We start from the raw sequence: 17,541 nt of genomic DNA on the forward strand, positions 1-17,541 counted from the left end.
AAGGCGGGGTGGGGTTGTCCCTACCCCGGCTCAGACGAGGTCTTCGAGGACCGCGCGCAACGCCGGCGCCGTGCGCGCCGGGTCGTTCAGGAACCGCGTCGACGCCAGGACGTGCGCGGGTGCGATGCGCTCCCACAGCAGGCCGTCGACGGGCACCTCGGCGATGTGCAGCTCCACGCTCTGCGCCCACCGGCCGATCCGCGACTCGATGCCGCGCAGCACGTCGCCGATCGGCAGCGCGACCGGGGCCTGCACGCGGTGCAGCTGCTCGATGCCGGGCTTCAGCGCCAGCACCGCGTCACGACAGGCCGGCCGGGTGAGCAACGCCTCGGCGTTCTCCGGCGCGATCGGCTCGGCGCCGCGCGTGCACGCGTCCAGCGCGTCGGTCCACCAGCCCGGCCACTCGCGGGTCACGGCGGCGCGGTCCACCCCGGCCGGCACCTGCACCGGCAGCGACGGGTCCAGGCCGGGCACGTGCGGTTCGACGTCGACGGACAACGCCAGCGAGTCGCGGACGTAGAGCGCGGCCAGCAGCCCCAGGCTCACCCCGTGGCTGATTCCGGACACCTCTCGCGCGAACTTCATGCCCTCATTGTTCCCGCGCGGGAGGGGTGAAATCGTCGCGGCCGCGGATCAAGAAGGACACGATTGGCTCCAGCTCCTCCTCGTTCGGAGCAACATCGGCTATCAGGCCCTGGATCAGCAGTCCGTCGACGGCCGCGAGGAACGCGCGGAACGCCACCGGATCCGCGGGCCGGACGACTTCCACGGCAAGGTCGAGCCACCGGCGTGCGGCGGCCTTCAGTTCGGGACGACGACCCGCCAGCAGATACAGCTCGTACTCGGCGAGTGTGCGCGCACGGTTCTCGTTGACCGACTTCGCCAGAGAGGCAGCGATCTCACGCGCGGTACCGCCGCTGGCGACGATCTGCAGCATGTGGTCGCACAGCTCCTCGGCGACCCACAACAACGTGGCGATCAACAGGTCGTCGATCGACGCGAAGTAGTAGGTGGGCGCCGTCGTCGGCACGCCGGCCTCACGCGCCACGCTGCGATGCGTCACCCCGGCGACGCCCTCGCGCTCGATCACCCGCAGCGTCGCCTCGACGATGGCCCGCCGCTTCTTCTCGCCGCGCGCCTTGCGGCCGTCAACCACTGCGGTCAGTGCGCCCTCCCGAGCTCCAGCGTCACCACGCCTCCGATGATCAAGGCCAACCCGATGACCATCGTGGGGTTGAGGGTCTCACCGAGGAACTTCCAGCCGATGATCCCCACCGCTGCCACGCCGACCGCGGACCAGACTGCGTAGGCGACGCCCACGGGCATACCCAACTTCAACGCGCGCGAAAGAGCCGTGAAGGCGATCGCGTAGCCGATGACGACGACCACCGATGGCCACGGTCTGGTGAAGCCCTCGGACAGCTTCAACGACACGGTGGCGGCGATCTCTCCGACGATCGCCGCAGCGAGATACAGGTACAGCACGGCGACCTCCGGGTTGCCCATCACAAACTACTGGAACAATTGTTCCATAAGTTTTTGATCAACTTCCGGATACTTGACCGGTACGTGAGGAGACACCGGCCACGTCCAAGTGGTTACCCACGAGTAACGTGGCCTAGACTCCCGCCATGACCCTCCAGCTGGTTCTCGGACTCGTCGCGGTAGCGGTGAGCGTCGTCGCCTGGGCCGTGTTCGTCGCCGGCGTCTGGAAGATGATCAAGATCATCCGGCTGGGCCAGCCGGACGGGACCCGCAACGGCCCGTTCTGGCCGCGGCTGAGGACGCTGATCGTCGAGTTCGTCGCGCACACCAGGATGGCCAAGTTCCGCTCGGTCGCCCCGTGGCACTGGATGGTGATGTGGGGCTTCCTGATCGGCTCCGCGGTGCTGTTCGAGGCCTACGGCGAGGTGTTCGACCCGCACTTCCACTGGCCGATCATCGGCACGTGGTCGATCTGGCTGCTGCTGGTCGAGCTGCTGGGTCTCGGCACCGTCGTCGGTGGCGTCGCGCTCGCGATCATCCGCCAGCGCAACCACCCGCGCCGCGCCGACCGCGTCTCCCGCTTCCAGGGCTCCGACTTCAAGTCGGCGTACTTCGTCGAGGCGGTCGTGATCATCGAGGGTCTGGGCATCCTCGGCGTGAAGGCGTTCAAGCAGTCGAGCGGTCTGGAAGAGGCGCCGCTGTGGACGTCGTTCGTGACGCAGCCGCTCGCTCACCTGCTGCCGTCCGCCGCCATCTGGGTGTCGGTCATGGCGCTGGTCAAGCTGCTGTCCGGCATGATCTGGCTGGTCGTGGTCGGCCGGAACCTGACCATGGGCGTCGCCTGGCACCGGTTCTCGGCGTTCTTCAACATCTACTTCAAGCGCGAGGCCGACGGCGGCGTGGCGCTGGGCGCGTTGAAGCCGATGATGTCCGGCGGCAAGGTGCTGGACCTCGAGGAGGCCGATCCGGACAAGGACGTGTTCGGCGTCGGCAAGGTCGAGGACTTCAGCTGGAAGGGCTGGCTCGACTTCTCCACCTGCACCGAGTGCGGCCGCTGCCAGTCGCAGTGCCCCGCCTGGAACACCGGCAAGCCGTTGTCCCCCAAGCTGGTCATCACCCAGCTGCGCGACCACGCGTTCGCCAAGGCCCCGTACCTGCTGGCCGGCGGCTCGCGCGACATGGCCGGTGACGAGGTCGGCCTGGTCGAGGACAAGTACGAGGACTACAAGAAGCGCCTCGAGTCGATCGACGTGCTGGCCATGGCCGAGTCCGAGCGCCCGCTGGTCGGCGGCCCCGACGAGCTGGGCGTCATCGACCCCGAGGTGCTGTGGTCCTGCACGACCTGCGGCGCGTGCGTCGAGCAGTGCCCGGTCGACATCGAGCACGTCGACCACATCGTCGACATGCGCCGCTACCAGGTGCTGATCGAGTCGAACTTCCCGACCGAGCTCGGCGGCATGTTCAAGAACCTGGAGAACAAGGGCAACCCCTGGGGCCAGAACGCCAAGGACCGCCTGGCGTGGACCGAGGGTCTCGAGTTCGAGGTGCCGGTGTTCGACGGCGAGCTGGGCGACGCCGAGTACCTGTTCTGGGTCGGCTGCGCCGGCGCCTTCGAGGACCGCGCGAAGAAGACCACCCGCGCCGTCGCCGAGCTGCTGCACACCGCGGGCGTCAAGTACACGGTGCTCGGCCCGGAGGAGACCTGCACCGGTGACCCGGCCCGCCGCGCCGGCAACGAGTTCCTCTTCCAGATGCTCGCGCAGCAGAACGTCGAGGTCCTCAACTCGGTCTTCGAGGACCGGCCAGCCGGTCAGCGCAAGATCGTCGTCACGTGCGCGCACTGCTTCAACACGCTGGCCAACGAGTACCCGTCGGTCGGCGGCACCTACGAGGTCGTGCACCACACGCAGCTGCTGAACAAGCTGGTCCGCGAGCGCCGCCTGGTGCCGGTCGCGCCGGTCACCGAGGACGTCACCTACCACGACCCGTGCTACCTGGGCCGCCACAACAAGGTCTACGAGGCACCGCGTGAGCTCATCGGTGCGTCCGGCGCGAAGCTGCGCGAGATGCCGCGCCACGAGGAACGCTCCATGTGCTGCGGTGCCGGTGGCGCCCGGATGTGGATGGAGGAGCGGATCGGCAAGCGCATCAACATCGACCGCGTGGACGAGGCGTTGTCGACCGCGCCGTCGAAGATCGCGACCGGCTGCCCGTTCTGCCGCGTGATGCTCACCGACGGCGTGACGGCCCGTCAGTCCGACGGCCAGGCCGGTGCGCACGTCGAGGTCGTGGACGTGGCGCAGATGCTGCTGGAATCCGTGAAGCGCGGACAGCCGGCCCCGGCCGCGGAAGAGGCGAACGCGTAAGCACCGCACCGAAAAGAGGCCCTCGGTCCACACCGGACCGAGGGCCTCTTCCGCTTGCGGGTCAGTCGTTCTCGGTGATCTTGTCGTAGATCACGTTCAGCACCCAGCCGGTCAGGGCGACGATGATCGCGCCCCAGAACGCGGGCCAGAAGCCGTCGACGCGGAACGGCAGGTCGAGCTGCTCCGCGATCCACCCGGTGAACATGAACAGCAACGCGTTCACGACGAGCCCGATCAGCCCGAGCGTCACCAGGTAGAACAGGCAGCCGAAGAACTTCACGAGCGGCTTCACCACGGCGTTCACCAGACCGAAGATCACCGCGACGCCGATCAGCGTGAGGATCCGCGATCCGGTGCTGCCCTCGCCCAGATCGATGCCGGGGAGGGCCGTCGAGACCCAGACCGCCACGGCAGTCAGCAGCACATGCACCAGAATGCCCATGCCGCAGACTAACCGTGGCGGGTCCTATGTGGTCAGGAACGGCGGCGGCGCGCCACGAAGAACGCGCCCAGCCCGGCCGCGAGCAGCAGTGCGCCGAGGGCGAGGAAGCCCAGCGGCGAGGCACCGGTCGACGCGAGACCGGACTTGTCACCAGCCTTGGCCACGGCCTGGGTGGTCGTGGTGGCCGGCGGCGCGGTGGTCGTGCTCGAAGCCGGCGGCGTGCTGATCTCCGCGCTCCTCTCCGCGATCTTGATCGGCACGACCCGCACGTTGTCCTTGAACGGGTCGTCGCCCCACCTGCTGGGCCGCACCAGGACGTTGACCTGCACCGGCTCGGTGGTGTCGAACCTGACGCGGATCTTCACGTCGATGCTCTGCCCGGGCAGCAACGGCGACTTGACCGCGAACTCGTCGTACGAGCCCGGCGTGGGTTCGACGTTGTCGCTGTGCGCCAACGTGGTCAACGACCACTTCCCGGTCGTGAAGGTCGGCGATTCCGGTGCCTCGCCCTTGTTCGTGATCTGGAACGTCGCCTCGACCTCGTCGCCGACGACGTAGACGTCCTTGGCCGGCGACAGCACGGGCGTCGAGATCGCCAGGTCGCCCTTGGGGTTGAAGTACCGGATGTCGATCGGCGCGGACGTGAACCTGTCGTCGATGTCGTAGACCCGCTTGCCGGTCACCCAGTCCAACGCGCTGGACGACTTGCTGTCCACCAGGGTGAGCCCCTCGCGGCGGTAGTCCGTCGCCACCAGCTCGTACCGGCCGAACGGCAGGTCGTCGACCACGAACTGGTTGGTGTCCCGCCGGACCTCGAGCTTCTTGCCGTTCAGCGTGCCCGGTTCGAGACGGCGCTCGCCCTCGTTCTCGTCGAGCGAGCCGTTGCGGTTCTGGTCGAGGAACGCGTAACCCGTGAGCATGCCGCCACGCACGCCGAAGTCGACGGTGCCGCCCTCGGTCGTCGCCTGGCCCTTCCCCGTGACCGAGTACCGGCCGCGGACCTCGACGGACACGACGTACTTGCCCTTGGGCAGGTCGTTGGCGCTGTAGTTGCCCTTTTCGTCGGTCTGGTACTCACCGACGAGCTCGCCCGTACCGTCCTTGACGATCTTGATGATCTTCTCGTTCGGCACACCGGGCTCGGTGTCGTCCCGCTTCGTGTCGCTGTTGCGGTCGAACCAGACCAGACCACCGATGGAGATCTTCTCCTCCTGCGCGCCGGCGGTGCCGGCCACGGGCAGGAGGAGGGCAGCCGTCATCCCGACGGCGATGAGCTTGTTCACTTGTCCCCCAGAGATCGATCACTCCACTTGAGACATCGAAATCCGGGGGACAGGCGTTGCGTGATGCAGATCACGCGACCCGCGATCAGGGCTGTTCGACGTAGATCGGGCCGACGTACCAGTTGTTGTCGGTGTCGGCCTCGCCCGCGGGGCTCTCCCCGACGTGGGTGTTGATGGCCGTGAGACCCGCGTGCGTGAGCTCGGCGCGGACGGTGATCTCGACGCTCTGACCCGGCGCCAGCGGGTCCTTCAGCGCCCAGTCGGAGCCGGAGCGGACGAAGTTGTCGCTGTGCGCCAGCATCTTGTCCGTCCACGAGCCGAACCAGATCGACGGCTGCTCCACGACCTCGCCGCGGTTGGCGATGGTGAACTTCGCGTCGACCACGTCACCCAGGACGTAGTTCATCTTCCACGGCGTCCAGGTGAAGCCCTCGACCGCGATCTCACCCTTGGGCTCGGCGGGTCCGACGTCCGCGCTCGCCGTCCCCGCGACAGCGGTCGTTGCCACAAATGCGGTCGCCAAAGCCACCGCGAAGTACTTCTTCACGTGAATCCCCCAGTGTGTGGTTGTACCGCAGCCGGTCTACCACAGCCTCTGGCGAAGCCGCACGGAAATCGATCACTCGGACAACGGGTAGCCGCCCATGTCGCACCCCTCCCTCTCGCGCCCAGTTAGCACGATATCGGATAGTACGAGTTCGTAGCAATTACTCCTTGTCGTCGAGCGCGAGCCTCGTGCGACGGTGTGCCGGACCCAGTTCGCCCGCCAGCACCTCCATCACCTGCCGCAGCAGGTCGCGGAGGTTCTCGAGGTCACCGCCGGGCAGCGCGGTGAAGAGGTCCCTCTCCCGCTCGGCCTGACCCGCGACGATCTGCAGGAAGATCTCGCGGCCCGCGTCGGTCAGCGTCGCGGGCAACGACCGGCGGTCGCTCGGGTCGAGCTCGCGGATCACCAGGCCGGCCTTCTCCAGCCGGTCGAGGCGGCTCGTGATCGTCGTGGCCGGGCTCAGCGTGCCGTTCGCGAGCTGCTTGGGCGTGAGCCGGTGCGGCGGCCCGATCCAGAACAGACGGGCGAGGATCTCGTAGTCGGCGCGGTTCAGCCCGTGCGGCGCGGCGATCTCCGTGGCGAGGAAGTCGAGGTACTTGCTGATCTGGTGCACCCGGTCGACCACGCCTTCGACCACCGGATCGATCGCCGGAACCATGGCCCTCCACGACTCGACCTCGGCATCGGTGTCGTCCGCACCACGCTTGCCCATCCCACGATGGTAGTTGCGGCCGCATGCAGAACGGCCCGCGTCTCTCCCGGACGCGGGCCGTTCCGTCTTACCCCCTGGTGATCAGCGTCCCCCCGGAGCAGATCCCAGCCTTAAGACACCACAGGGCCGCAGAATGTTGCCCGGCCCCGCGAATGTCACTCGAATGCAGTAACGATCAGGCGCTGCGACGACGGCGAGCGCCGTAGAGCGCCAGGCCACCGAGGGTCAGCGCGCCCAGGCCGACCGCACCCAGACCGATCGGCGAGGCACCGGTGTTGGCCAGCGCGGCGGTCTTCTCGATCTCCGGCGCCTGGACGACCGGCTCGTCACCCCGCGGCTGCGGCTGGGCGGCCACCGCGTTGATCTTGCGGGTCAGCACGTTGTTGGACGGGTCGGAGTCGACGTTGTCGCTGCCGGCCACCCACTTGATCTCGGCACCGGTGAACTCCTTCTCCACCACGACCCTGGCACCGAGGAACTCGACGAGGCCGGGGTGCTCCTTCGGCCCGAACGGCAGGACCACCTGCTGCCCCTGCACGATCGCGCCGGGGGCGAGCCCGCCGATCGGCTCCACGATGCGCAGACCCTCCGGCAGCGTCAGCGTGCCGCCGAGGCCTTCCGGCGCGTTGCCGTTGCCCGCAATCGAGCCGTAGATGTCGAGCGTGTCGCCGACCTTGAAGGTGTCCCCGTCGGTCGCGTGCGGGTTGGCGACGACGATCTGCACGGCCTTCAGGTCGTAGCGGGCCTTCTTGAACCCGGCGTCGACGCCCTTGACCTGCTCGCCCTTGCCGACCTTGATCGCGCTCGTCTGGTTGTTCACCCAGTCGAACTTCGAGTCGCCGGTCGGCGTGGTCAGCACGAGCGGGTCGCCCGTCTTCTTGGTGTACGCGAGCGTGTAGTCGCCGGCCGGCAGGTTGTCGAAGCAGTAGCCGCCGTCCGCGCCCGTCTCGACGAGCTTGTCGAGCGCCTTCAGGTAGATCTGCCGGCCGGACAGCACCGGCTCGCCGGCCTGGTGCTTGCCGTCCTCGTTCGTGTCGCTCCACGCCGTGCCGCAGATCGAGCCGCCGCGAACACCGAAGTCGACCCCGTCGACACCACCCTTGAGGTCCACCTTCACCGTCGTCGGCGTGGTGTTGCCCAGCTTCGGGTCGACGTAGCTCACCTCGTACTCGCCGAACGGCGCGCGCTTGACGAACCAGTTGCCGTAGCTGGTGGTCGGGTACGGGTAGGCCTTGCCGTCCGAACCCTTCACCATGACGTCCACGTACGGGATCGTGGGCTCGTTGTCCTGCCTCTTGCCGTCGCCGTTGAGGTCGTTGAAGACAACGCCCCCGATGTAACCGCTCGGCTGCGGCTCCTCCTGCGCGAGTGCGGTACCGGACAACGCGAGCGGCACGGCGACCAGGGAGGTCGCCACGGTGACGGCTGCGGCGCGAATCTTGATGCTCATTTTCCTGCCCCCAGGATTTTGCGCAGCACAAATAGAGCCGCACATTTTCAGTGGATTTTCCCAGCCGCTCCAGCGTCCGGTCGCTATAGAGTCGTTCGAGGGGTGTGCCCGGTTGCCACCCGAGATCGAACCGTGATTTTCGCCGGTCAGCGGGTTGCACTCAGTACTGTGCGCCAGCGCCCGGAGGCCTAGAGTGATCGCCATGAGCGAGAAGCAGGCGGGCTCTGGCGAAAGCACACTCACCGTAGTTCTGGCGCTGCTGGTGAATCTGGCGATCGCCGTCACCAAGGCGATCGCGGGCGTCCTGACCGGTTCGGCGGCGATCCTCTCCGAAGCCGCGCACTCGGTGGCCGACACGTTCACCGAAGCGCTGCTGCTGACCGCACTGCGCCGCTCGGACCGCCCGGCCGACCGCCGCCACCCGTTCGGCTACGGCAAGGAGCGCTACTTCTGGTCGCTGCTGGCGGCCGTCTCGATCTTCGCCTCCGGCGCGATGTTCGCGTTCTACGAAGGCTTCCGCACGATCTTCGGCGAACCTGAGGAGCAGACGCGGCCGCTGGTCGGCTACATCGTGCTCGCCCTGGCCTTCGTCCTGGAGAGCGTGTCGTGGACGCAGGCGTTCCGGCAGGTGCGCAGCGAGGCCGCCGCGCACGACCGCGGTTTCTTCGACTTCCTGCGCCTGTCCGACGACCCGACCGTGAAGACGGTGTTCCTGGAGGACTCCGCCGCGCTGATCGGTCTGGTGCTCGCGTTCGGCGGCCTGGGCCTGCACCAGCTGACCGGCTCGTCGTTCTGGGACGGCCTGGCCTCGCTCGCGATCGGCGTCCTGCTGGCGCTGGTGGCGTACGTCCTGGCCCGCACCAACAAGGGCCTGCTGATCGGACGCCAGGCCGACCCCGTGCTGGTGAAGGCGATCTGGCGCCGGCTGGCCGAAGTGCCGGAGGTCGACGCCGTCGTGGACATCCTGACGATGCTGATCGGCACCGACCGCGTCCTGCTGTGCGCACGCCTCGACTTCAACGACACGCTCACGGCGTTCGAACTGGAGAACGCCTGCGTGCGCGTCTCCGCGGAACTGCGCGCGGAGTTCCCGGACCTCGACGAGATCTTCCTGGAACCGGTCCCCCGCACCGATCCCAACCTCCGGCGCCGAGTCCTCGACCGGTACGGCGAGCTGAGCTGAGCGCTAGCGGCGCGTGTCGGTGCGGTGGAAGTTGAGGTAGGCCCGGCTCGGCGTCGGCCCGCACTGCCCCTGGTACCGGCTGCCGGCCTGCTTCGAACCGTACGGGTGCTCCGCCGGGCTCGACAGCTTGAACAGGCACAGCTGCCCGATCTTCATGCCGGGGTGCAACGTGATCGGCAGGTTCGCGACGTTGGACAGCTCCAGCGTGATGTGGCCGGAGAAGCCGGGGTCGATGAAGCCCGCGGTGGAGTGGGTGAGCAACCCGAGCCGGCCGAGGCTGGACTTGCCCTCGAGCCGCCCGGCCAGGTCGTCCGGCAACGTCACCAGCTCGTAGGTGGACCCGAGCACGAACTCGCCGGGGTGCAGCACGAACGGCTCGCCCTCCGGCGCCTCGACCAGGCTCGTCAGGTCGTCCTGCTGCACCGACGGGTCGATGTGCGTGTACTTGGTGTTGTTGAAGACCCGGAAGAACCGGTCCAGTCGCACGTCGATGCTCGACGGCTGAACCATCTCGACGTCGAACGGGTCGAGCAGCAGACGGCCCGACTCGACCTCTTTGCGCAGATCCTGGTCACTCAGCAGCACCCGGACAGGCTAACCGAGTCTCGGCGACGAGGCGTTGCCGCGCTGTGTATGATCGGCTGCGAGCTTGCTCATGCGGGTGTAGTTCATTGGTAGAACGACAGCTTCCCAAGCTGTAGAGGCGGGTTCGATTCCCGTCACCCGCTCGCGACCGAGGCCGAGGTGTGTCTGCAGAAGGCGCAGACCTTCCTCGGCCTCTCGGTTTTTCTCTGGGGGCCGAGCCCCCAGACCCCCAGCCGGGGGCTGCGCCCCCGGACCCCCAGAACCGGGCGGAAGGCTTCGCCCCCCGGGCCCCCAGGACCGGGCGGAAGGCTTCGCCCCTGGGCCCCCAGAACCTTAGGTCGGAACACTTCTCTTCCGGATGCCCTGATCTCAGCTGGAGGGCTTCCCCCTGCGGACCTCTGATCTCCGGACAGAGGGCTCCACCCGCCGACTCGCAGACCCAGCCGGAGGCTTCGCCCCGGACCCCAGAAGCGGCCGTAGACCTCCACCCACCCGAGCAGACCTGGCTGGGTGGCATCCGCGCCGAACCGCGGAGCCTCCTGCCAGCTCCAGGCCAAACGTTCTCCAGGTCCAAACGTTTTGGCGTTTTGGGGGTGCTATGGGCGTTCTGGGTGAACCAGGGCCGGCGTCCGTCACGATTGCATCACGCGCCGAAACACCCCACCTGGCGTTTGCGACGGTCGGTTACACCGCTCAGCACAGCAGGGGGAGGCATCGCATGAGCACCGAAACCGCCGAAACCGCCGTTGGGCCGCTGGAGGTCACTCCGAACACCGGCGCGCCGAGTGCGGTCAGTCGCTACTGGCATCCGGGGGACAAGGACTGGCTGTCCGTGCCGGCGCACGGGAACCAGCCGACGGCCGCCCAGCTCGCCTCGTTCGGGTATCAGGCCGTCACGATTCCGCAGTTCTACGTGAGCATGGTCGGCAACAGCGGCATGGTGGCCAACTACCGCTGGTGGCATCCCGGCGACAAGGACTGGGTCGACGTGCCGGCCGGGTCCATCCCGGACGCCTCGATGACCGCGAACGGCTACATCAACAAGACGTTCCAGTACTACGCCTACGCGACGCAGGTGCCGGGGACCGTGGCGATCAACCGGTGGTGGCACCCCGGCGACCGGGACTGGTTGACGCTGCGCCAGGGTGAGCTCACCGACGCGCAGATGGCGTCGTACGGGTACCAGAACAAGACGCAGCTCTTCTTCGCGTTCCCGGAGCGCACGCAAAGCTCGCAGACCGGTTACTTCGCGCTCGGGACGCCGCAGAAGGCCGTGCTGAGCCCGATGTCGTGGAGCAGCGGGGACGACCACCCGCACACGTTCAGCGTGCTGGACGTGAACCCCGCGATGTCACCCGCGGTCAACCAGGGTTTCCGGTACCTGGGTTACTGGGGGCACCACGAGTGCTCGGGCATCGGCACCGCCAGGACCAACGACCTCAACGGCACGTGGACGCAGTCCAACACTCCGTTGTTCAGCGGTAACGGCGAGCGGTGGGCGTGCGCTCTCGTGAACCCCGACAACACCATCGGCATCGTGCACAACGTCTACTGGTGCGGGGGCAACCCGGACGGCGGCGCGTACTACATCGTCGGGCACAAGAGCACCAACGGGCTGAACGGCACGACGTTCACCACGCGCGTACCGATCGTCAAGGAACAGACCGTGGAGAACGGCAACCCCACGCTGTTCCGCGACCCCGCCGACGGCCACGTGTACCTGTACTGGTTCCGCAGAGTCGACGACACGTACGAGATCCGGGTCAAGGCCGCGAACAGCTTCGACGCCCTGCTCACCACGAACCCCGCCGACATCGGCACGCTGGTCGCGTTCTCGAAGGAGCTCGTGGCCGCGCCGCACGTGATCAAGGTCGGCAGCCTCTACTACCTGGCCGTGGAGACGCAGGAGCAGGACATCGTCTGGAAGACCAGGGTGCTCACGTCGACGAGCCCGCTGGGACCGTTCTACGAAATCCCGGACGGGCCGGTGTACGGCGACAACTCGGCGTGCGTGTTCCAGCACGTCTTCGGGACGACGCTGCACTCCTGGTACTGCAACGAGGGCACGGCGGGCAGCGGGCACTGGACGCTCGACCACGTGTCGGCGCCGCTCTAGTCGACCGGCAGGCCCCACGGGCGGCGGTCCAGCTCCACCCAGCCGCCGCCACGTGCCAGCGCAGCGCGCACACCGGCCACGTGGCTGGCGAACGACGCGAGGTCGCCGTGCAGCAGTTCGGCGCGTTCGACGTCCAACGGGTGCGTGTCGTCGTGCCACAGGTCGACCGGGAACGACGCCACGAACGGCATCGACTGCAGCAGCTGCAACAGCGCGATCGACGGCCGTGCGGTCTCGGCGAGGTAGTCCAGGCGGATCGACTCGCAGGCCGCCAGCAGCTCGCGGACCTGCCGGATCGCGTCGGCGGGGGTGCCGTCCCACGACGGGTCCGGGTAGACGCGGTCGCTCAGCTCCAGCCACAGCCGCCAACCCGCGGCCAGTTCCGCGTCATCTGCAGGACACCACGTACCCATGCCATCCACTGTGCATGCGCGGCCCGCACGAGTCTCGTGACGATGACGCACGCCACGGCAACCATCGAGTGATGTGCACGTCTTGAACCGCATGACGCGAATGTGGCAAGGACGCTCCGTGCTGCTGAGTCTCATGATCGGGCTCGCGATCGGCGTGCTGCTGACGGTGCTCGCGGTGCCGGCGCTCAAGTACGAGGTCGTCGACCACGCCAACCTGCTGACCCGCGTGCTGGCCTACGGCTTCCTGCTCGTGCCGATCGCCGTCATCACCGTGCTGAAGAGCCCGTTCCCGGTCACGCACACGACCGGGCTGGTGGCGGGCGCGACGGTGGTGCTGGCGACGACCGCCTCGACCTACACCGGTACGCCGATGCCCTACATCTGGCTCGCGGCGGCGACCCTGTTCGGATGCGCCGCCGCGAGGATCATGAAGAACGAACGGGCTACGCCCTGACCTTCTCCGGCTCGGTCTCGCCCGCGTCGCTGTTGAGCGAGTCGAGCAGCACGTCGCGCTCGGCGGACGGCTCCTTCTTCAGGAAGCCGATCGACAGGTAGAGCACCAGCGAGAGCAGCAGCGGCCACGACACGAGCACGCCCTTGGTGACCCAGGAGGCCTTGTTCATCTGCTCGATGTACAGGAACGCCCACATGGCGAGGCCGCCGACGACCGAGGCGATCGCCGCCGTCGAGCCGATCTTGCGGAACCACGGCAGCAGGCCGAGCATCAGCGGGATCGCGATCGGGCCCATCGTGGCGGCGACCAGGTCGACCACGACCTTGAGCACGAAGCCCTGGCCTCCCGAGGCGATCGCAATGATCATGCTGATGCCGATGAAGGTGAAGGTCGTGATGCGGGCGAGCAGCAGCTGGCCGTCCGCGGAGAACGACCTCACCCTCTTCCACACGTGGGGCAGCATGTCGCGGTCGATGACGGCGGCGATGACGTTCGCGTCCGACGACACCATGGCCATGGTGTGCGAGAAGAAGCCCGCCAGGACGAGGCCGATCATGCCCGCGGGCAGCATCTGCTTGCCCATCTCGATGTACGCGCTCTCCGCCTGGGCTCCTTCGAGGCCCGGCACGATCAGCGGCGCGGCCCACATCGGGAAGAACAGCACGAGCGGCCACACGAGCCAGAGCACGGACGACAGCAGCGCGGAACGCTTGGCCGCGAAGCCGGACGGCGCGGCCATGTAGCGCTGCGCCAGGTTCCACATGCCGCCGTTGTACTCGAGCGTCTTGATCAGGAAGAGCGCCATGAGGAACGTCGACGTGTACGGGCCGGCCAGCGGGTCGCTGTGGCTCTCCGGGAGCTTGTCCCAGATCGTCGCGGGGAAGTCCCAGCCGAGGCGACCGGCGACGGCGAAGAACATCGCGAAGCCCGCGGCCGCCTGGATGACGAACTGGCCGAAGTCGGTGAGCGCGTCGGCCCAGAGGCCGCCGAGCACGGAGTAGACCATCGTGACCAGGCCGATGATGATGATGCCCCAGGTGATCGGGACGCCCGCGAAGCCGCGGAGCAGGATCGCCACGGCCGCCCACTTGGCGGCGATGTCGACGACCTTGAGCAGCGCACCCGCGTAGGCCATGACCTGCTGGGTGGGCAGGTTGTAGCGCTTGGCCAGGTACTCGAGCGGCGACGCGACGTTGTGCTTCGCGCGCAACCGGTTCCACCGCGGCGCGAACAGGAACGCGCCGATGCCGACGCCGATGCCGATGGTCAGCGACCACCACACGTAGACCGTCAGGCCGAGCCGGTACGCCTCGGAGGCGAACGCGACGAACATGACCGCGCTGTAGCCCGACATGTGGTGCGAGATGCCGGACAACCACCACGGCATCTTGCCGCCTGCCGTGAAGAAGTCGGCGATGTTGTGGACTCGCCCGCGTGACCAGAGCCCGATCGCGACCATCACGAAGAAGTAGCCGACGACCACGACCCAATCGAGGGTGCCCATGTGACCTCCTTGCGTGCACACACGTGTGCCCGCGAGAGCACCAGGCCTATGGCGGCGGAACCTGGCACATCCGCACGGGATATGTGACGTAGGTCTTACGAGACTGTTGCCGGGTGACGGAAGACTTGCGCCGGTCTTGAATCACATTCGTGACCCTTGTTCATCCACATGAACAAGACTTTCCACGTCACACGTCCAGGGGACGCACGTCTCAACTCCGGAAGCACGAACGGAGGTGCCGATGCTCCCGACCGGCCGGCCTGCTCCCGGCGTCGCGTTGATCGACCCCGTACCGCTCTACCGCGAGGGCCTGTCCGCCCTGGTCAAGCGGACCGCCGGGCTGCGCTGGCTCGGCTCGACCGGCGATCTGCACGCGGCCGTTCGCCTGCACGAACGACTGCGTCCCGACGTGCTGCTCGTCGACTCCGTGCTCGACCCCGTCGGCCACCTCGCCCGGCTGCTGGTCGAACGGGACCCGCACCTGCTGGTCATCGGACTGGTCCGGGACGCGCACTCGCACGCGAACTACGTGACGACCGCGCTGGAGGCGGGCGTGCGCGGCGTCGTGCCGCGGTCGGCCCAGCCGGAGCAGATCGTGCGGGTGATCGGCGAGACGTGCCGTTCACGCGGATACGTGCACCCCGACCTGCGGCCGACGGAACGGCCGACGCTGACCCGGCGCGAGTACGAGGTGCTCACGCTCATCGCGGACGGGCTGGAGAACCAGCAGGTCGCCGACGAGCTGATCGTGTCCGTGGAGACCGTGCGCACCCACGTGAAGGGCATCCTGCGCAAGCTGAGCGCGCGCGACCGCACACATGCGGTGTCGCTCGCCTACCGGTCAGGACTGCTGATCGGCCGCCCAGCCGTGTTCGAGTAGCCCGAACAACGCCTCCGCCACCTGCTCGCGGTCCTGGCGGCCGAAGATCACGTCGCGGGCCTCCAGCGCGAACCGCGCCAGCCCCGCGCACCGCACGTCGTCCGGTGGCGCGCCGATCTCCTCGGCGATGGCACGCGCCAGCGACGTCCCCTGCCTGAGCCACATGGCGCGCTGGTACGCCCGCAACGACGGCGTGCTCTCGACCAGCCGGACGAAGGTGGCGAACAACGGGTGGTCGGCGTGGTTGGTGGCCGCGCCCAGGAAGTGGTTCTTCAGCGCCTGCGGGATCGACTGCCCGGCCGGCCGCTCGCGCACCGCCGCGACCAGCGCCGCCTCCGTCTCCGCGTCCTCGTCGAAGAGCAGCGCCTCCTTGCTCGGGAAGTGCTTGAACAACGTCGTCACCGACACGTCCGCGTGGTCGGCGATCTCCTTCACGCCCACGTCGTCGAACCCGCGCGCCAGGAACAGCTCCAGCGCCGCGTCGGCGATCGACTGGCGGGTCTGCAGCTTCTTGCGCTCACGGCGGCCGAGTTCGGTCACGAACAGATCCTACCTCGCGAGTTGAGCCACTTCAAAAGTGTAGTCGTTGCACTTTTTAAGTCGATGCGGTTTCATCGATGCCATGACCACACCACGCATCGCCATCGCAGGGGCCGGGCTCGGCGGCCTCACCTGTGCCCGCGTCCTCCAGCTGCACGGCTTCGAGAACGTCACCGTCTTCGAGCGCGAGAGCTCGCCGGACGCCCGGCAGCAGGGCGGCACCATCGACCTGCACGCGGGCAGCGGCCAGGAGGCCGTCCGCACCGCCGGCCTCTACGACGAGTGGCGCGCGCTCGCCCGGTTCGAAGGCCAGGAGCAGCGCACGGTCGACCACGCCACGGCCGCGTTGATCGAGCACCAGCCGGCCGAGGGCGACTTCCGGCCGGAGATCGACCGCGGTCAGCTGCGCGGGCTGCTGCTCGACTCGCTCAAGCCGGGCACGGTGAGCTGGGGTCTCGGCATCGACTCCGCGGCACCGGGCGAGGTCACGTTCCCCGACGGCTCGACCGACACGTTCGACCTGGTCATCGGCGCGGACGGGGCCTGGTCACGGGTGCGGCCGGCCGTGTCGCCCGCCACTCCCGAGTACACCGGCGTGATGTTCGTCGAGACCCGGCACGACCACGACGAGCAGCTGCTCGACCTCACCGGTCAGGGCACGATGGTCGTGGACGACGAGGGCCTGATGCTGTGGGCCCAGCGCAACAGCGGCGACCACATCCGCGCGTACGTGTGCATGCGCGCGCGTGAACATTGGAGGCCCTCCAACGCCGAACTGCTGGAGCTCTGCGCGAACTGGCACCCGTCGTTGCAGGCGTTCCTCGCGGGCGAGCTCTTCCACCGGCCGCTGTACGCGCTGCCGGTGCCCCACACGTGGGAGCACACGCCGGGCGTGACGTTGCTCGGCGACGCCGCCCACCTGATGCCGCCGCTGGGCGTCGGGGCGAACCTCGCGATGCAGGACGCGGCCGAGCTGGCGCTCGCGATCGCCGAGCACGGCGTCCACGACGGCGTGCGCGCCTACGAGTCCGTCATGTTGCCGAGGTCGGCGGAGTTCCAGGCGCGGACGGAGGTGGGGCTGGCGAGGATGTTCCCCGAGCATCCGGTGCGCGTCTGACGCGCCGGTCGTCCAGCCGGGCGACCGCCTCGGCGTGCACGGTCCAGCGGGCCTCTTCGTCGTAGGAACGGCCCATCGGAGCACCGGGAAACGCCCGGCAGCTCTCCTGGCCCCACCGCAGCTGGAAGTACAGGCCGCCCTGGTCGTCGAACTCCACGCCGACGACGTCGTCCCACGACAGGTGAACGTCGCGCAGGACGTTCCTGATCACCACGCCCTCGTCGCCGAGCAGCACCGCGAGCCGGACCGTCCGCCACACCAGCAGCACCGGTACGACCGGCAGCAGACCGGCGAGCAGGGCCAGGAGCAGATGGCCTGCCTGGAGGCTGGTGACGAGGGGAACGAGCGAGATGCCCACGAGGAACAGGGCCGACAACCCGTACCGCACGCGGGCGACCCTGTCGACGTGCTTGGTCACGAATTCAGGCTAGTGCGGCCGGCATGAGCCTGACCAGCGTTCATGT

The 17,541-nt window shown here is 68.1% G+C and carries 19 protein-coding genes and 1 tRNA gene; 7 read left to right on the forward strand and 13 right to left on the reverse strand.

All coding sequences use genetic code 11. The annotated features are described in order from the left end of the window. Positions 1-30 precede the first annotated feature (30 nt). From ACWEIJ_RS08245 to ACWEIJ_RS08255, 3 genes are read right to left on the reverse strand one after another with little or no spacing between them, the layout of a single operon-like run. Complete coding sequence (locus ACWEIJ_RS08245; RefSeq protein ID WP_355438207.1) at positions 31-585, reverse strand: hypothetical protein; 555 nt, start codon at positions 583-585, stop codon at positions 31-33. 4 nt (positions 586-589) lie between these two features. Next, positions 590-1,165 carry a TetR/AcrR family transcriptional regulator gene (locus ACWEIJ_RS08250; protein WP_449836856.1) on the reverse strand — a complete coding sequence of 192 codons (576 nt, stop codon included), beginning with the start codon at positions 1,163-1,165 and terminating at the stop codon, positions 590-592. Further along, the gene (locus ACWEIJ_RS08255) at positions 1,162-1,506 is read right to left on the reverse strand and encodes a DMT family transporter (protein WP_449836485.1); all 345 of its coding nucleotides are present in this window, start codon (positions 1,504-1,506) and stop codon (positions 1,162-1,164) included. The genes ACWEIJ_RS08250 and ACWEIJ_RS08255 overlap by 4 nt, the downstream gene beginning before the upstream one ends. A gap of 125 nt (positions 1,507-1,631) precedes the next feature. On the opposite strand from ACWEIJ_RS08255, the gene ACWEIJ_RS08260 reads away from it, so the two are divergent. Beyond that, positions 1,632-3,851: a (Fe-S)-binding protein gene (locus ACWEIJ_RS08260; RefSeq protein ID WP_449836486.1), complete on the forward strand. Its 2,220-nt coding sequence runs from the start codon at positions 1,632-1,634 to the stop codon at positions 3,849-3,851. A gap of 61 nt (positions 3,852-3,912) precedes the next feature. Here ACWEIJ_RS08260 and ACWEIJ_RS08265 read toward each other — a convergent pair whose 3' ends face one another. From ACWEIJ_RS08265 to ACWEIJ_RS08285, 5 genes are all read right to left on the reverse strand, one after another. Then, the gene (locus ACWEIJ_RS08265; RefSeq protein ID WP_449836487.1) at positions 3,913-4,293 is read right to left on the reverse strand and encodes a phage holin family protein; all 381 of its coding nucleotides are present in this window, start codon (positions 4,291-4,293) and stop codon (positions 3,913-3,915) included. A 32-nt stretch (positions 4,294-4,325) separates the two neighbouring features. Then, positions 4,326-5,576: an SdrD B-like domain-containing protein gene (locus ACWEIJ_RS08270; protein ID WP_449836488.1), complete on the reverse strand. Its 1,251-nt coding sequence runs from the start codon at positions 5,574-5,576 to the stop codon at positions 4,326-4,328. Between the two features lie 85 nt (positions 5,577-5,661). Next, positions 5,662-6,123: a hypothetical protein gene (locus tag ACWEIJ_RS08275; protein ID WP_449836489.1), complete on the reverse strand. Its 462-nt coding sequence runs from the start codon at positions 6,121-6,123 to the stop codon at positions 5,662-5,664. Between the two features lie 160 nt (positions 6,124-6,283). After that, entirely contained in the window at positions 6,284-6,835 is a 552-nt protein-coding gene (locus ACWEIJ_RS08280; RefSeq protein ID WP_449836490.1) for a MarR family winged helix-turn-helix transcriptional regulator, read from the reverse strand. A 175-nt stretch (positions 6,836-7,010) separates the two neighbouring features. After that, complete coding sequence (locus tag ACWEIJ_RS08285; RefSeq protein ID WP_449836491.1) at positions 7,011-8,285, reverse strand: SdrD B-like domain-containing protein; 1,275 nt, start codon at positions 8,283-8,285, stop codon at positions 7,011-7,013. A gap of 202 nt (positions 8,286-8,487) precedes the next feature. Here ACWEIJ_RS08285 and ACWEIJ_RS08290 point away from each other — a divergent pair, with 202 nt between their 5' ends. Further along, entirely contained in the window at positions 8,488-9,468 is a 981-nt protein-coding gene (locus tag ACWEIJ_RS08290; protein ID WP_449836492.1) for a cation diffusion facilitator family transporter, read from the forward strand. A gap of 3 nt (positions 9,469-9,471) precedes the next feature. Here ACWEIJ_RS08290 and dcd read toward each other — a convergent pair whose 3' ends face one another. Further along, on the reverse strand, positions 9,472-10,053 hold the full coding sequence (gene dcd, locus ACWEIJ_RS08295; RefSeq protein ID WP_449836493.1) for a dCTP deaminase: 582 nt from the start codon (positions 10,051-10,053) through the stop codon (positions 9,472-9,474). 72 nt (positions 10,054-10,125) lie between these two features. On the opposite strand from dcd, the gene ACWEIJ_RS08300 reads away from it, so the two are divergent. Further along, positions 10,126-10,196, forward strand: a tRNA-Gly gene (locus tag ACWEIJ_RS08300). A gap of 575 nt (positions 10,197-10,771) precedes the next feature. Beyond that, complete coding sequence (locus ACWEIJ_RS08305; protein ID WP_449836494.1) at positions 10,772-12,169, forward strand: hypothetical protein; 1,398 nt, start codon at positions 10,772-10,774, stop codon at positions 12,167-12,169. Here ACWEIJ_RS08305 and ACWEIJ_RS08310 read toward each other — a convergent pair. Then, positions 12,166-12,582, reverse strand: a complete 417-nt coding sequence (locus tag ACWEIJ_RS08310; protein ID WP_449836495.1) for a hypothetical protein — start codon at positions 12,580-12,582, stop codon at positions 12,166-12,168. The two genes, ACWEIJ_RS08305 and ACWEIJ_RS08310, sit on opposite strands and share 4 nt — an antisense overlap. A gap of 118 nt (positions 12,583-12,700) precedes the next feature. Here ACWEIJ_RS08310 and ACWEIJ_RS08315 point away from each other — a divergent pair, with 118 nt between their 5' ends. Continuing rightward, positions 12,701-13,036: a hypothetical protein gene (locus ACWEIJ_RS08315; RefSeq protein ID WP_449836496.1), complete on the forward strand. Its 336-nt coding sequence runs from the start codon at positions 12,701-12,703 to the stop codon at positions 13,034-13,036. On the opposite strand, the gene ACWEIJ_RS08320 is transcribed toward ACWEIJ_RS08315, so the two are convergent. Next, positions 13,026-14,540: a sodium:solute symporter family protein gene (locus tag ACWEIJ_RS08320; protein WP_449836497.1), complete on the reverse strand. Its 1,515-nt coding sequence runs from the start codon at positions 14,538-14,540 to the stop codon at positions 13,026-13,028. The two genes, ACWEIJ_RS08315 and ACWEIJ_RS08320, sit on opposite strands and share 11 nt — an antisense overlap. A gap of 241 nt (positions 14,541-14,781) precedes the next feature. Here ACWEIJ_RS08320 and ACWEIJ_RS08325 point away from each other — a divergent pair, with 241 nt between their 5' ends. Beyond that, positions 14,782-15,420, forward strand: coding sequence for a response regulator transcription factor (locus tag ACWEIJ_RS08325; RefSeq protein WP_449836498.1), 639 nt, complete (start codon positions 14,782-14,784; stop codon positions 15,418-15,420). On the opposite strand, the gene ACWEIJ_RS08330 is transcribed toward ACWEIJ_RS08325, so the two are convergent. Then, positions 15,382-15,960 (reverse strand): TetR/AcrR family transcriptional regulator, encoded by a 579-nt coding sequence (locus ACWEIJ_RS08330; RefSeq protein ID WP_449836499.1) that lies wholly within the window; start codon positions 15,958-15,960, stop codon positions 15,382-15,384. The genes ACWEIJ_RS08325 and ACWEIJ_RS08330 overlap by 39 nt on opposite strands. An 82-nt stretch (positions 15,961-16,042) precedes the next feature. Between ACWEIJ_RS08330 and ACWEIJ_RS08335 the strand changes: the two genes are divergently transcribed. Beyond that, positions 16,043-17,077: an FAD-dependent oxidoreductase gene (locus tag ACWEIJ_RS08335; protein ID WP_449836500.1), complete on the forward strand. Its 1,035-nt coding sequence runs from the start codon at positions 16,043-16,045 to the stop codon at positions 17,075-17,077. Here the strand turns inward: ACWEIJ_RS08335 and ACWEIJ_RS08340 are convergent. Then, positions 16,992-17,495 (reverse strand): PH domain-containing protein, encoded by a 504-nt coding sequence (locus tag ACWEIJ_RS08340; RefSeq protein WP_449836501.1) that lies wholly within the window; start codon positions 17,493-17,495, stop codon positions 16,992-16,994. The genes ACWEIJ_RS08335 and ACWEIJ_RS08340 overlap by 86 nt on opposite strands. Positions 17,496-17,541 lie beyond the last annotated feature (46 nt).

The sequence above is a fragment of the Lentzea sp. NPDC004789 genome (assembly GCF_053601075.1).

Excerpts from the sequence above, each read along its gene's own strand:
- ACWEIJ_RS08245 (WP_355438207.1), bottom strand. The coding sequence starts at position 585 with ATGAAGTTCGCGCGAGAGGTGTCCGGAATCAGCCACGGGGTGAGCCTG.
- ACWEIJ_RS08255 (WP_449836485.1), bottom strand. The coding sequence starts at position 1,506 with ATGGGCAACCCGGAGGTCGCCGTGCTGTACCTGTATCTCGCTGCGGCG.
- ACWEIJ_RS08260 (WP_449836486.1), top strand. The coding sequence starts at position 1,632 with ATGACCCTCCAGCTGGTTCTCGGACTCGTCGCGGTAGCGGTGAGCGTC.
- ACWEIJ_RS08265 (WP_449836487.1), bottom strand. The coding sequence starts at position 4,293 with ATGGGCATTCTGGTGCATGTGCTGCTGACTGCCGTGGCGGTCTGGGTC.
- ACWEIJ_RS08280 (WP_449836490.1), bottom strand. The coding sequence starts at position 6,835 with ATGGGCAAGCGTGGTGCGGACGACACCGATGCCGAGGTCGAGTCGTGG.
- ACWEIJ_RS08285 (WP_449836491.1), bottom strand. The coding sequence starts at position 8,285 with ATGAGCATCAAGATTCGCGCCGCAGCCGTCACCGTGGCGACCTCCCTG.
- ACWEIJ_RS08290 (WP_449836492.1), top strand. The coding sequence starts at position 8,488 with ATGAGCGAGAAGCAGGCGGGCTCTGGCGAAAGCACACTCACCGTAGTT.
- ACWEIJ_RS08305 (WP_449836494.1), top strand. The coding sequence starts at position 10,772 with ATGAGCACCGAAACCGCCGAAACCGCCGTTGGGCCGCTGGAGGTCACT.
- ACWEIJ_RS08310 (WP_449836495.1), bottom strand. The coding sequence starts at position 12,582 with ATGGGTACGTGGTGTCCTGCAGATGACGCGGAACTGGCCGCGGGTTGG.
- ACWEIJ_RS08320 (WP_449836497.1), bottom strand. The coding sequence starts at position 14,540 with ATGGGCACCCTCGATTGGGTCGTGGTCGTCGGCTACTTCTTCGTGATG.
- ACWEIJ_RS08325 (WP_449836498.1), top strand. The coding sequence starts at position 14,782 with ATGCTCCCGACCGGCCGGCCTGCTCCCGGCGTCGCGTTGATCGACCCC.
- ACWEIJ_RS08335 (WP_449836500.1), top strand. The coding sequence starts at position 16,043 with ATGACCACACCACGCATCGCCATCGCAGGGGCCGGGCTCGGCGGCCTC.